General features: G+C 60.1%; 12 protein-coding genes. 6 read left to right on the forward strand and 6 right to left on the reverse strand.

The features are described 5' to 3' along the window. Nucleotides 1–232 precede the first annotated feature (232 nt). Genes FHT28_RS34830 through FHT28_RS34845 form a run of 4 tightly spaced genes read right to left on the reverse strand, consistent with a single transcriptional unit; the run spans nt 233 to nt 4,001 of the window. A complete protein-coding gene (locus FHT28_RS34830; protein WP_113134369.1) occupies nt 233–1,291 on the reverse strand; it encodes an ABC transporter ATP-binding protein in 1,059 nt (352 codons plus the stop codon). A 6-nt stretch (nt 1,292–1,297) separates the two neighbouring features. After that, on the reverse strand, nt 1,298–2,086 hold the full coding sequence (locus FHT28_RS34835; RefSeq protein WP_037200897.1) for an ABC transporter permease: 789 nt from the start codon (nt 2,084–2,086) through the stop codon (nt 1,298–1,300). A gap of 4 nt (nt 2,087–2,090) precedes the next feature. Then, nucleotides 2,091–2,915, reverse strand: a complete 825-nt coding sequence (locus tag FHT28_RS34840; RefSeq protein ID WP_113134368.1) for an ABC transporter permease — start codon at nt 2,913–2,915, stop codon at nt 2,091–2,093. 48 nt (nt 2,916–2,963) lie between these two features. Continuing rightward, nucleotides 2,964–4,001 (reverse strand): ABC transporter substrate-binding protein, encoded by a 1,038-nt coding sequence (locus FHT28_RS34845; RefSeq protein WP_168598791.1) that lies wholly within the window; start codon nt 3,999–4,001, stop codon nt 2,964–2,966. A gap of 268 nt (nt 4,002–4,269) precedes the next feature. Between FHT28_RS34845 and FHT28_RS34850 the strand changes: the two genes are divergently transcribed. The 5 genes from FHT28_RS34850 to FHT28_RS34870 all read left to right on the forward strand — a co-directional run bounded on the left by FHT28_RS34850 (nt 4,270) and on the right by FHT28_RS34870 (nt 9,593). Beyond that, a complete protein-coding gene (locus FHT28_RS34850) occupies nt 4,270–6,147 on the forward strand; it encodes an adenine deaminase C-terminal domain-containing protein (protein ID WP_168598792.1) in 1,878 nt (625 codons plus the stop codon). Nucleotides 6,148–6,294: 147 nt separating this feature from the next. Further along, nucleotides 6,295–7,143, forward strand: coding sequence for a sugar phosphate isomerase/epimerase (locus tag FHT28_RS34855; RefSeq protein ID WP_348645062.1), 849 nt, complete (start codon nt 6,295–6,297; stop codon nt 7,141–7,143). 335 nt (nt 7,144–7,478) lie between these two features. Continuing rightward, nucleotides 7,479–8,267, forward strand: a complete 789-nt coding sequence (locus FHT28_RS34860; RefSeq protein ID WP_168598793.1) for an EAL domain-containing protein — start codon at nt 7,479–7,481, stop codon at nt 8,265–8,267. A 112-nt stretch (nt 8,268–8,379) separates the two neighbouring features. Beyond that, a complete protein-coding gene (locus FHT28_RS34865; protein WP_202032581.1) occupies nt 8,380–8,970 on the forward strand; it encodes a helix-turn-helix domain-containing protein in 591 nt (196 codons plus the stop codon). Between the two features lie 113 nt (nt 8,971–9,083). Next, entirely contained in the window at nt 9,084–9,593 is a 510-nt protein-coding gene (locus FHT28_RS34870) for a MucR family transcriptional regulator (RefSeq protein ID WP_244655105.1), read from the forward strand. A gap of 271 nt (nt 9,594–9,864) precedes the next feature. On the opposite strand, the gene FHT28_RS34875 is transcribed toward FHT28_RS34870, so the two are convergent. Next, nucleotides 9,865–11,472, reverse strand: a complete 1,608-nt coding sequence (locus FHT28_RS34875; RefSeq protein ID WP_168598794.1) for an inorganic phosphate transporter — start codon at nt 11,470–11,472, stop codon at nt 9,865–9,867. Nucleotides 11,473–11,741: 269 nt separating this feature from the next. Between FHT28_RS34875 and FHT28_RS34880 the strand changes: the two genes are divergently transcribed. After that, the gene (locus FHT28_RS34880; protein WP_168598795.1) at nt 11,742–12,047 is read left to right on the forward strand and encodes a hypothetical protein; all 306 of its coding nucleotides are present in this window, start codon (nt 11,742–11,744) and stop codon (nt 12,045–12,047) included. A 139-nt stretch (nt 12,048–12,186) separates the two neighbouring features. Here the strand turns inward: FHT28_RS34880 and FHT28_RS34885 are convergent, their stop codons facing one another. Then, complete coding sequence (locus tag FHT28_RS34885) at nt 12,187–12,846, reverse strand: hypothetical protein (RefSeq protein WP_168598796.1); 660 nt, start codon at nt 12,844–12,846, stop codon at nt 12,187–12,189. Between the last annotated feature and the right edge of the window lies 1 nt (nt 12,847).

A 12,847-nucleotide genomic window follows, 5' to 3' on the forward strand; every position in this document is an offset into this window, starting at 1 on the left:
GGAGCAGCCCGGTAGCTCGTCAGGCTCATAACCTGAAGGCCGCAGGTTCAAATCCTGCCCCCGCAACCAAATCACCCAAATGCATATACTTCAAAACGGCGATAAGACCGCCACCGCAGACCAATAAAATAGCCCGCTTCTCGCGGGCTTTCGGCGTTTAAGGTTAAGCTGATGGCCGCCAACCTCACCAGCAGACCCAAAAAGGCAAACTGCCCGCCTGGAAGCGTGGCTGTTACAGCTCTGGAGTGAGAATGCAGCATTGCTCGGGCACCGGCACGAGCACGGCCACATTGCCGGCTGCCAGCGGGTCCGACAAAGCGCCGTTGGCGACGATATCGCCGGCCGGCGTCGTGCATTGATATTGATAGGCGCGGCCGAGATAGGTTCTCGTTCCCAAGACCGCCGGCAAGCCATTGCCTTCCTGCTGCACCGAAAGGCCGTCGGCGCGGCAACCGAGGATGAAATCATCGGGAATCAGTCCGAAATCATCCTGCGACAGCGTGATCTTCGCGCCACCGGCGCCTTCTGCCGTGACCAGCGCCCCATCGCGCGCGATAGTCCGCAACGGCAGCAGGTTCTCGAAGCCGACGAAACGGGCAACGAAGGCATTGGCCGGTTTGCGGTAAAGGACTTCGGGCGTATCGAGCTGCATGATGCGGCCGGCATTCATGATGGCGACGCGATCCGAAATCGAGAAGGCTTCCTCTTGGTCATGCGTCACGTAAAGCGAGGTCGTGCCGTTTACGCGCTGTAGCTGCCGGATTTCGACGCGCATCTCGATCCTGAGCTTGGCGTCGAGATTGGAAAGCGGTTCGTCGAACATCAACAGCGGCGGCTCGATGACGAGGGCGCGCGCCAGCGCGACGCGCTGCTTCTGGCCGCCGGAGAGCGCGGCAGGAAGACGGTCGCCAAGGCCGGAAAGGCCGACGCGTTCCAGCATGGCCGCGGCTTTCTGCCGGCGCTCCTGTGCCGCGATGCGGCGTTGCTTCAGGCCGAAGGCAACGTTTTCAAGGACCGTCAGATGTGGAAACAGCGCATAGTTCTGGAACACCAGGCCGATATCCCGGGCATGCGCCGGAAGCGTGGTCAGATCGCGGTCACCCAGTCTTATCGCGCCGCTCGTCGGTTGCAGGAATCCGGCGACGAGCCGCAGCGTCGTCGTCTTGCCGCAGCCGCTGGAGCCGAGCAGCGAGACAAGCTCCCCGGCTGCGACGGACAGCGACAGGTCTTGCAACACCGGCGTCTTGCCGTAATGGGCGCTGATGGATTGGATGGTAAGCGATACGGTCACGGGCGGCTACTTTGTCAGGAAGGTGAGGCCCAGGGTCGCTTCGACGACCGCCATGACGGCGACTGTCACGAGCATCAGCAGCACGGAGACCGAGGCGATGGTCGGGTCGAAGAACTGTTCCATATGGGCGAGGATCTGGATCGGAAGAGTGGAGATACCGGGACCGGTCAGGAAGACCGAGACGGAGACGTCGTTGATGGACGTGATGAAGGCGAGAATGAAGGCGGCGATGACGCCGGCGCGGATATTCGGCAGCACCACCGTCAGGAAGGTCTTCAGTGGCGGGCAGCCCAGACTGATCGCCGCCTCTTCTATGGAGAAGTCGAAGCTGGCGAGGCTGGCGCTGACAACGCGCACGGAATAGGGCAGCACCAGCAGCGCGTGACCGATCAGCAGGCTTGGGAAGATCGGAAGTCCGAGGCCGATGGTGACCGATTTCATCAACGAAAAACCGAAGACGATCTCCGGAACAAGGATCGGAAGGACGAAGAGCGTCGAAAGCCAGCTCGGCAACTCCACTCTGTATCGGCTGATGGCATAGGCGGCGGGGATGCCGATCAGCAGCGAAAGCGCTGTTCCAAGCAAGGCGAGTTCGAGGCTGGTAATGGCAGTCGTGCGAAAGGCCTCGATCTCGAAGATGTTCCAGAACCAGTGCAGCGTCAGGCCCTGCGGCGGGAAGGTGAGGTAGCTGGTGTCGCTGAAGGCGGAGCCGATGATGATGACGAGCGGCGCCAAAAGGAACAGGAAGACGCAAGCCGTGAAAGCGATGAGCGCTGGGTGGACGGATCTTGCCATATCGTCACACTGCCATCGGGTTCAGCCGTCGGGCGATGCGGCTCATGATCGCCACGATACCGATCGTCACGACGACCATGATGGCGGCAATCGTCGAGGCTCCGACCCAGTCGAAGGTGACCATGGCGCGCTGGTAGAGGAAGGTGCCCATCATCATTTGCTTTTCGCCGCCGAGCAGCTGCGGCGTGGCATAGGAGGTGAAGCTGCCGGTAAAGACCAGCACGGCGCCGACGATGAGGCCGGGCGTGGCGAGCGGCAGGATGACCTGTCTAAATGTCGCCGCCGGCGTCGCGCCGAGTGAAGTTGCCGCCTGGATCAGGTCCTGCGGTATGCCTTCGAGTACACCGACGAGGGTGAGGATCATCAGCGGCACGAAAAGATAGACCATCGCGACGATGACCGAACCTTCGGTATAGAGCATCGAGAGCGGCTCGCTGATGACGCCGACCGAGAGCAGCATGGTGTTGAGAATGCCGTTCTTGCCGAGAATGATCAGCCAGGCGAAGGAGCGCACGACGACCCCGGTTAACAGGGGAAAGACCGCGGCGATGATCATCAGGCTTTTCGTGCGACCTGGCATTTGCGCGATCACATAGGCGGCAATGAACCCGATGACGAGGGAGATTGCCGTCGTCACAAGGGCGACCTCTATCGTTCGGTAGAGCACCGTGCGGCGAAAGCCGCTGGTGAAGAAGGCGACATAGGGAGAAAACATACCCTTGGGCTCGCCGAATGTCGCTGCGATCGTTATGATTACGGGGACGAGAAGGAAGAGCACCACGGCTGTCATCGCCGGCGCCGTCAAACCCCATTTTGCAAGATGCTTCATCAAACGAATTCCGTAAGGGATGCAGCCGGGTCGCCGCGGCACGCCCTGTTACATGCCGAAGATCTCGTTCCAGCGATCGATCCAGTCCGATTGCGCTTCATTCAGCTTGGCATAATCGATGCGGGTGAGCTTGGCGATCATGTCGGGGCCGTAGGTCCAGAGCTTGGCTTTGTCGGGCGTCAGCACGACCTTGGTGGAAACAGGCGCATCCACGCCCTGCTCGGCCTCTGCCTGCTGGACGTCCTTCGACAGGATGAAATTGATGAACTGGTGGGCGAGCTCGACATTTTCCGAGCCCTTGGGAATGTTGACCGTATTGAGGGTGGCGACATCGCCTTCCTTGAGAGTGGCCCAGGCCATCGTGGGAACGGCTGATTGCATCGATGCCAGGGTGAAGTCCTGTGCCAGAGCCACCTTGGCCTCGCCCGTCGAGATCAGGTTCACGAGCTCGGAGCCGGTATTGTAGTTCTTGACGACATTCGGCTTCAGCGCGCTAATCGCTTCGAAGGCCTTGTCGGCATCGTCATAGGGATCGGCACCTGCATGCTTGGCGGCCTGAAGCACCGTCAGTGGCCCGGCCGTCGTGGTGATGCCCGGAAGCGTGACGGCGCCCTTCAAGTCGTTGCGCCAGAGATCGTTCCAGGAGGTGATCGGCGTGACGACCTTCGTCGTATCGTAGACGATGCCCACGCGGCCGATCGTATAGGCGGGGCCGTAATTGCCCTGCGGTGCCTTGGCGAGATCGTAGAGATCGGCAAGGTTCGGAATCTTGCTGCGATCGAGCTCCTGAAAGAGACCCTGCTGAATGCCGACCTGCGAATAGCTGTCCGTCAGGTAGATCACATCGACGCCCTTGCCGCCGCGCAGCTTCAGCTTGTTGAGACGATCGGCATTGTTGCCCGTTTCGAAGACGACGTCGCAGCCGCAGATCTTCTTGAAAGGCTCGATAATGTTCGCCTTCATCTTCTCGCCGTTGTAGCCCCACCAGGAAATGGTCAGCGTTTTTGCCTGGGCATAGGCCGGCAGGGCGGCAGTGGCAGCAAGAATCGCAAAGCCCGCGACATGGGCAAGAGTGAGGCCTTTCATTATCGAAATCCTTTGGTCAATGAAATCAGGCATATGCTTCAAGCTTGCAGGATACTATTTTTCGAGCACCGGCTTTACAAGCCCAACAATTGAGCACGGGACAGTTTTTCCGCCGCTGCATCGGCAGGCCACGTATTTCGGCGCGCGTGATAGCCGGAAATGCAACCCTTTGAGATAATTTGGTTTCTTTCAAGCAAGACAGACCGCTTTACACACCGGATCGCCATCTCTACCCTCGGCGGATCGAATTCTCGCAGGCATACCTATCATGACGTCTCCGACGACAAATCTCCCCGACGATCTGCTGGTGAACGCGGCTGACGAGGTGTTGATCCGCCAGGATCTGACGCTCACCGCACTTGGTCGCCGTCCTGCCGACCGCTTGCTGCGGGTCGGTCGGCTGCTTGACGTGCATAGCCGCACGTGGCTCGAGGATCAGGAGATCGTCATCAAGGGCAGGCGCATCGCCTATGTCGGCCCGGCCGGCAGCTATGAGGGCGAGGTCGGCGAGCGTGTCCACGAGCCGCATCTTGTGGCCGTTCCCGGTTTCGGTGAGGCGCACAAGCATATCGAGAGCTCGCATTTGACGCCGGAATGGGAGGCCGCTCTGGTCATGCCGCACGGTGTCACTTGGACCTGCGAGGCGAGTCACGAGTTTTCCAATGTGAACGGCGCCCGCAATCTCGAATTCTGGCTTGAGGCGCGCCGTTGCGGATCGCCGATGAAGATCTTCCCCTTGCCGGGCTCGGCCGTGCCGCCGACCGCCTATGAATGGGGCGGCGGCCACTTCGGCTATGACGAGCAGAAAGCCTTTCTCGGCGAAAGCCTGATGGTCGCCGGTCTCGACGAGGTGATGGATTGGCCTTCGGTCAGCAATCCGGAGAACCCGGCTTATGACCGTCTATGGGGCATGATCCGCGCCACTTTCGAGCAGCGTGGCGTCGTCGAGGGCCACGGTGCCGGCCTGCGCGATCTGGCGTCGATCAATGCCTTCGCCGGCGCGGGCCTCGCCTCCGATCATGAAGGCTGGTTCCTCGATGAAATCTGGGAGAAGCTGACGCACGGCCTGTTCATCGAGCTTCGGCCGCATTCCTTGCCCGAGGTCATTCAGGGGCTGATCGAAAAAGGCCTGTCCGACTGGTCGCAGATCGCTTTCGTCACGGATGACCGCAGCGCCTCCGATACGCTGAAAATCGGAGCGACCGATCACAATGTCCGGCTTGCGATCGAGAATGGATTGGCTCCCGAGATCGCCATTCAATGCGTGACGATCAATCCGGCGCGGCATATGCGGCTTACGCCCTGGGTCGGCTCGATCGCGCCCGGCCGCTTTGCCGATATCGTGCTTCTGGACGATGTTGAGAGGCTGTCGATCGCCAAGGTCTGGGCTGATGGTAAGCCGGCTTCCGAAGGCACGAGTTTCGTCGGCATCCGTCCCGAGATCGACTGGCCGGATTGGGCGACGAAGACGGTGCGGATCGACAGGGTCGTCGCGCCACAGGATTTTCGCATTGCCGCGCCCTCGGATGCCGCGACGGCGAAGGCGGCGCTGCTGCGGCCATTCCATTGGGCCGACGATTTCATCACCATGGATCTGCCGGTCCGGGATGGCGCCGTCCAGCGCGATCCGGATCGCAATGTCACCAAATTTGCGATCGTCGACCGGTTTTCGGGCGAGGCCAAGGTTTCCCGCATGTTCTGGCTGGGCACCGGGCCGCGCACGCCGGATACGGCGCTCGGAGCGACGCTCGGCCACGACAAGCACAATATCTGGGTCGTCGGTTCCTCCGACGAAGCCATGGCAATGGTCGCCAATGCGCTCAATGAGCAGCAGGGCGGCTGGGTACTGGTTTCAGGTGGCAAGGTCGTCGCCCGCGTCCACTATGAGGTCGGTGGCCTGATGACGGCGCGATCGGCGGAGGAACTCGACGCGGAAATGCAGAGGCTTTATGCTGCCGGCGCTGAGATCGATTGGATGTACGAGCCGACTTTCTCGCCCCGCTGGTGGCCGGGTTTCCCCGAGCGCCTCTCCTTTGCGACGCTGACCTGTGCGCCATGGCGCTGGGTTCTTGTGGCGCCGTCTGAGCGTGCGCCGGAAGGTTTTGTCAATGTCGCGACTGGAGAGACGCATCCCGTCGTCTGGTAAGGGATAGCTATATCTCACGCATTGGATATCCTTTATCAGACGACGGGATATCAACGCGCCGGCTCTTGACGGCCGAACATCGTTTCATAATTATCCGTTTGGTTACTTACGCCGCACTGCGGGCGATGGGACAAGGCGGAGGAGGCCGTGGTGATTGCCGTTGACAATGATGGGCCCCACATGACGTTGGCATTTTCGACGCTCGGATGCGCCGACCTCGAATTGGACGAAGCCCTTGCCTTGGCGGCGCGCTACGGTCTCGATGCCATCGAAATTCGCGCGCTTGGCGGCACGATCGACCTGGCGACTTATTTTACCGAAAGATTCGGTTCGCCTGCCGGCCTCGCGCGTGCGCTGGAGGCCTCCGCCGTGCGCGTTTGCGCCTTCAACACCTCGCTGCGGCTCGTCGGCGCGACATCCCAGGCAAAGGAAGAGTTCCTGCGCTATCTGCCTTGGGCGGAGGCGGTCGGCGTCAGATCCCTGCGGGTTTTCGATGGCGGCGATAGCGGAGATGCCGGAGAAGTGGCGGAGGCTCTGTCGACACTGCAATGGTGGCGTGAAACGGCCGTCCGCGAGGGTTTCAGCGCGGAGATGATCGTGGAGACACATGATTTTCTCGTGCAGCCGGATGCCATCGCTTGTCTTCTGGAAGGAGCGCCCGATTGCGCGCTTCTCTGGGATACCCACCACACCTGGCGCAACGGTGGGCAGGATCCTGTCGAGACCTGGAAACAGGTGCGGGGCAATACGCGGCATCTTCATGTGAAGGACAGTATCTCCAAGCCGGGGCCGAAGCTGCCATATAGCTATGTGCTGCCGGGCAGCGGCGAATTTCCCATGGCTGCGCTGCGTTCCGCGCTCGCCGCCGATGGTTATGACGGTGTCATGAGCCTCGAATGGGAGAAGCTGTGGCACGTCGAACTGCCGTCGTTGGATCTGGCTCTTCAGGCGGCAAGGCGAAGCGGCTGGTGGCCTCCGGCGGCGGCCGGAAAGTGACTGGCGAAGTTCGTTAATAATTTAGTTGAATTAGAAATAAGAAAAACGCGCGGTGTTTGACTTTTGCAATGGTTTGTTAATTAGTGTATTAGCATAAAGTAACTATAAATATTATCGGCGCATCGCGTTGGGTTGACTATCGTCTTCGGCGCAATATCTCCGGCTCATTGAAGGGAACCTCGGTGACATGGGGTTTAAAGGTGTCTGGAAGATGGGAGGAGCGGATTCTAGGCACCAGAAATCTGATGCATCGCAGGCGCATGCGCGGCTATCAGTCATCGTTCTTTGGTTCCGGATTTCCGCTTGCGGTCATGTCCCTGGCCAAGGGAGGTTTGATGATCGGTAATGGGATTCGCAGCGAGGAGGGACATAGCGCCCTGATTTTACAGGCGATCGCCGACGGTGGCCTGAGCTTTGCGGCGCAATGGATCCATGACGTCGAGAATATCGAGGAGATCGCCTATGCGGAAAGCCTGGCGCGCGTAACGGATTCCGATGGTATCGTTCATACGGCAGGAACGTTCGTTTCGCTTCTCGAGCAACAGGATCGCTGGTTCGATCTCGATTTGCGCATGCTCGACATGGTGTTATCAGCCTTGGCGGCGGACGCGACCCTTGTACTCGGCTGTAATTTGTCCGTGGCCAGCCTATCCCATCCCGAATGCTTTGCCGGCATCGTCAGCCGAATCGCCCGCCAGCCAGAGCTTACTCCCCGGCTTGTCGTGGAGATCACCGAAACCTATCCGCTCACTGGTGCTGCCATAGAGTGCGTGAAGATGATCCGCGCACTCGGTTGTCGCATCGCGATCGACGATTTCGGTTCCGGTTTTGCCACGCCGGAATCCCTGCTTCAGGTCGCTACCGACATCGTCAAAATCGACGCCTGCTTCATCCGCGACAATAGGCCAAGCCGCGAGGGCCGCAACAGTCTTTCATATATTGTCGGTTTTGCCGCATGTTTCGCCCCATCGGTCGTCGTCGAAGGCGTCGAGACGGAGTCGCAGCTGGAGGCCGCGCGAATGGCCGGCGCAACGCATGTGCAGGGCTTCCTGTTGTCGAAGCCGGTTTCGCTGACGCAGCTTCGGCGGCCCGAGGGCACGGCTGGCATGAGGGGGGTAGGATGAGCATTCCTGCTGTTGCCCGGCCGTGCGGCGTCGGAATCCGGATACGCCATATCCGGAATTCATGCGCGGTTCGTATCACAGAGGCCTTCATGTTGGCCAAGCGGGTGATGCCATGATCAAGCATCCGCTCTCTGCCGCCGATTATGAAGCCGCCTCCGCCAGCGCCACGTGTGATCTCAAGACCAAGACATTGTTGCGTGCCTTGGTGTGTCGTCTTCGCGATTTGTTCTCCGATGCAGGCTTTCCGCTGTCCGTCATCTTCACGGGCGGCACCGAGCCTCATGTCACCATCCGCGATGAAACGGCGGGAATCTCCGCGCGTATAGCGATCGACGCCGAAAGCGGCCTGTATGTCTTTTACGAACTTGGCTGTCGCGCAACCGTTATTGTCCTGGCGACGGCGAACGAAAATCGATTGATCGAAGAGATCGCCCTCCACCTTGGCGGCGACAGTCCGGTGCCGCAAACGATCGACACCGCCGTCAGCGTTCTCGTCGGCCAGACGACCGAAGATGTCGAGCGCAAGCTTATCCTGCAGACGCTTCATCACTGCGATGGAGACCCCACTCACACGGCATTCATGCTCGGCATGCCACTCGTTGTCCTCTGTAACAAACTGGCGGTCTATTTTGCGGACTCCGCCAGGAGACTGCCGGAAGCACCCACCGGTGCAGGCCGGAGAGCGGTGGGCGGCCGACCATGATCACGGACGCACCTGATGCGAACGTATTCTATCCCGGCGACAATGCCGGGGAAACCGGCGCCAGGAAGACGGCGCAATTCGAACCGGTGCGGGGCCTGGAACGGGCTTCGCATATGACCCAATCGCGCTGGGCGGCGCACGAGGAACCAAATGAGATCCGGGAAAAGATCATGGATTCTTTCAGTGAGAGAAAAAACCCCGCACCACCACCGCAATCGCATTTTCTATTCGAAGGCTGTGTGAAGATTGTTTCGGCCTATGTCGCTCACAACGCCATTTCGGCCGCCAGCCTTCCCAAGCTGATCAAGGATATCCACGGCGCGCTGCAAGCTTTGCGCAGCTCTGCTCCCGTTGCCGCACGTAGCAATCTGGTGCCGGCGGTGGATTTGAAGAAATCGGTGACGAACGACTATATCGTCTGCCTCGAGGACGGCAAACGCTTCAAAACGCTGAAACGCCATTTGCGCGTGCACTACGGCATGACACCTGAGGAATATCGCCAGAAATGGGGTTTGGCGCCAAACTATCCGATGGTCGCACAAAATTATGCGAACCGTCGATCGGAACTCGCCAAGCTTTCCGGTCTTGGCGCCAATGGCAACAGAAAGGAAACTGTTCGCTAGAGCAATTCCCGGAAAAGTGCGTAGCGGTTTTCCGTCCGGAATTGCGTAAAAACAATAGCATAGAGCGGTCAGGCGATTCCGTGAAACGCGTTACCGCTCTAGCACGTCCGCGTGAGAAAGCGTGCGGATCACGACGAGGGGATTGCGGACGTTTCGCCGTACCAGCTGTGCGGCGCTACGCTGCAAGGATAATGGCGCCCTACGAGGGGGCGCCATTATCTTTTTGGGCCATTTGTCGGGCAAAATCGGCAGGGCCGATGAAACGTGTCGATCAGAAGACCTGACGGAGCATAAGGAACAGCATGAAGGCGAGCGCGATCGAGGCCGGCAGCGTCAGGATCCAGGCCATCAGCATGTTCCGCACGGTCGACCACTGCAGGCCGGAGCCGTTCGCCGCCATGGTGCCGGCGACGCCCGAGGACAGGACGTGCGTGGTGGAAACCGGCAAGCCGAGGTGGTCAGCCGCACCGATCGTCAGCATGGCGACGACTTCGGCGGCCGCACCCTGGCCGTAGGTCAGATGGGTCTTGCCGATCTTTTCGCCGACGGTGACGACGATACGCTTCCAGCCGACCATGGTGCCGAGACCGAGTGCCAGCGCCACGGCAACCTTCACCCAGAGCGGGATGAACTTCGTCGCATGGTCGACGGCGGCGTGATAGTTGGTAACGGCCTTCAGATCGTCGGCGCTCATCGGCAGCAGCTTCTGCTTGTCGATCAGCTTCAGCGATTCACCGATCAGATAGATGTCGTTGCGCACGTTGCCGACGAGCTCGTTCGGCAGCTTTTCGACGCTCGGATAGGCGGCGATCTCGGCGCTGGTGGTGTGGATATAAGCCTGAAGTGCAGGCGTCGTTGCATCCGACCATGTCTTGCTCTTGACGGCATCGCTGACGGCGGCCTTCGGATCGGCAGGCGCGGTCACACCGGGCTTCACATACTTGCCGAGCACGGTTTCGACCTGCGCCGAAGCGGCCTTGTAGGCCTCGAGATAGTTGATGTCGGGCGTCTTGTTGAGAGCGAAGGCGGTCGGGACGAGACCGATGAGGATGAGCATGATCAGGCCCATGCCCTTCTGGCCGTCATTCGAGCCGTGGGCAAAGCTGACCCCGGTGCAGGTGAAGATCAGCAATACGCGAATCCACGGCGGCGGCGGCGCGTTGCCCTTCGGCGCTTCGTAAAGCTCCTTGTTGCGGATCAGAACCTTGGAAACCAGCAGCAGCAAAGCTGCCGCACCGAAGCCGATGATCGGCGACAGCAGCAGCGACATGCCGACGCTGCTCGCCTGCGACCAGTCGACGCCGCTGGTGGCGGAGCCGGCGGGTGCCAGAAACTGATTGGCAAGGCCGACGCCGATGATGGAGCCGACGAGCGTGTGCGAGCTCGACGCCGGCAGGCCCAGATACCAGGTACCGAGGTTCCATATGATGGCGGCAGTGAGCAGGGCGAAGACCATCGCAAGGCCCGAGCCGGAGCCGACCTGCAGGATCAGTTCGACGGGCAGAAGCGCCAGTATGCCGAAAGCGACGGCGCCGGAAGAGGTCAACACACCGAGGAAATTGAAGAACCCAGACCAAATGACGGCGAATTCGGCCGGCAGCGAGCGGGTGTAGATGACGGTGGCGACCGCATTGGCCGTATCGTGGAAACCGTTGACGAATTCGAAACCCAGCGCGATCAGCAGCGCGAGACCGAGCAGGATCCACGGAACCGCAGCTGCCTCGGCAAGATCGTTGCCGAGAGCGTAGCCGACATAAGCGAGGCCGCCGAGCACGACGACGCCGAAGAGCGGCAGAAACCATTTCGCCGAACCGCTGGCGCCGTGAATTGGGTGATTGGTGTTGCCACCCTCCACGTTGTTTGAAACGACGTCCACCATCTCAAACTCCCTTATGGCAAATGATATCCCTGATTTAAGCGCCGTTCATGAAACTCTCGTGACGCCTGTAAAGACCGACAGGCGTTTTGCGGATGGGCCGGGATTTCCTTATGGAAAGATGACGACGCGGCGGAAGAAATCCTTGCTCCGGAGGGCAATCCTGGCGGCTCTCGATTTCGCCGCCAAAACGCCTTTTTCGGTTCAGCCCGTGTTCATCCGCTTGGGTTTTAAATCCCGCATGTAAGGGACTTGAATAGAGGACCACCAAAATGAGATCGTCCGTGTTTGCCATCGCTGCTTTACTTGGTGGCCTGGCTGTATCTTCGGCAGAAGCAATGCCTGTTCCCGCTATCGGGACAACGGCTGCCGTGCCGGTCGTGAAAGTTGACTATGCCTGCGGTCGTGGCTGGCATGTGACCCGCTGGGGCGAATGCCGCCCGAACCGGTGGGGACCGCCGCCGCCGCGTTATGGCTGGGGGCATAGGCCGCCACCGCCATGGGGCTGGTACGGTCATCGCGACTACCGCGATGGCTGGCACGGAGACGGCCGTTGGCGCCGTCATCGCGACTGGTGAAATTAAAACACCGCCGCAAGCTCTGCGGCGGTGTTTTTTTAAAGCGATTCCAGGAAAAGTGGCTAGCGGTTTTCCGTCCGGAATTGCGCGAAACAACAATATAGAGCGGCTATGCAATTCCCCGAAACGTGTAACCGCTCTAAAGACGGGGTTCTGTCCGCAGCGCCTGCGCCGTGAGCCACAGTCCGGCGACGGTTGCCAGCAAGGCCGACAGGATGGCCAAGAGGCTTCTGGCGTGCAGAATGATGTCGGTGAGTTTCGGCCGGATCACGTCGGCCGTATTGAAGCTTTCGCCGCTGAATTTGCACAGGATAAGCGATAGATTGTTGCGCACGAGCGTAGCGTCGATCTCCGAGACGAGATTGCCGACGGGCGCCGTTTCATTCTTCATCGTCCGCATATGAAGCAGCACCGCCTTGGCTGCCGCGAGATAGGCGTGCGAGCATTCGTTGAACGGACTTTCCTCGTCGCTTACACTGCCGGGCATTATCCCCCAGAGACAATAGGCGCGCTGGATCTGCGCGAAATTCAGCAGGCGGCGGAAGGTTTCGTCGGTATCCGATGCGTTTTCCGCAAGCGCGACGATCCGTCCGTAATAGGGTGCGATGACAGCCATTTCGCCATGTGGGAGGCTTGGTATCGGGATGCCGGTTTGGTTTCCCGACGAGCTGCCGCCATGGGCGGCAAGCACTGTCGGCCAACACGACAGCACGAGGCAGAGCGCGGCGAGCAAGGCGCCGCTTCTAAGCAGGCGTTTCCCGCGCACGAGATCATGCGCGGGATGGGATGGATTTGCCATG

The sequence above is a fragment of the Rhizobium sp. SG570 genome (assembly GCF_012275345.1).
Taxonomy (GTDB): domain Bacteria; phylum Pseudomonadota; class Alphaproteobacteria; order Rhizobiales; family Rhizobiaceae; genus Rhizobium; species Rhizobium lusitanum.

Excerpts from the sequence above, each read along its gene's own strand:
- FHT28_RS34835 (WP_037200897.1), bottom strand. The coding sequence starts at position 2,086 with ATGGCAAGATCCGTCCACCCAGCGCTCATCGCTTTCACGGCTTGCGTC.
- FHT28_RS34840 (WP_113134368.1), bottom strand. The coding sequence starts at position 2,915 with ATGAAGCATCTTGCAAAATGGGGTTTGACGGCGCCGGCGATGACAGCC.
- FHT28_RS34845 (WP_168598791.1), bottom strand. The coding sequence starts at position 4,001 with ATGAAAGGCCTCACTCTTGCCCATGTCGCGGGCTTTGCGATTCTTGCT.
- FHT28_RS34850 (WP_168598792.1), top strand. The coding sequence starts at position 4,270 with ATGACGTCTCCGACGACAAATCTCCCCGACGATCTGCTGGTGAACGCG.
- FHT28_RS34860 (WP_168598793.1), top strand. The coding sequence starts at position 7,479 with ATGATCGGTAATGGGATTCGCAGCGAGGAGGGACATAGCGCCCTGATT.
- FHT28_RS34865 (WP_202032581.1), top strand. The coding sequence starts at position 8,380 with ATGATCAAGCATCCGCTCTCTGCCGCCGATTATGAAGCCGCCTCCGCC.
- FHT28_RS34870 (WP_244655105.1), top strand. The coding sequence starts at position 9,084 with ATGACCCAATCGCGCTGGGCGGCGCACGAGGAACCAAATGAGATCCGG.
- FHT28_RS34875 (WP_168598794.1), bottom strand. The coding sequence starts at position 11,472 with ATGGTGGACGTCGTTTCAAACAACGTGGAGGGTGGCAACACCAATCAC.
- FHT28_RS34880 (WP_168598795.1), top strand. The coding sequence starts at position 11,742 with ATGAGATCGTCCGTGTTTGCCATCGCTGCTTTACTTGGTGGCCTGGCT.
- FHT28_RS34885 (WP_168598796.1), bottom strand. The coding sequence starts at position 12,846 with ATGGCAAATCCATCCCATCCCGCGCATGATCTCGTGCGCGGGAAACGC.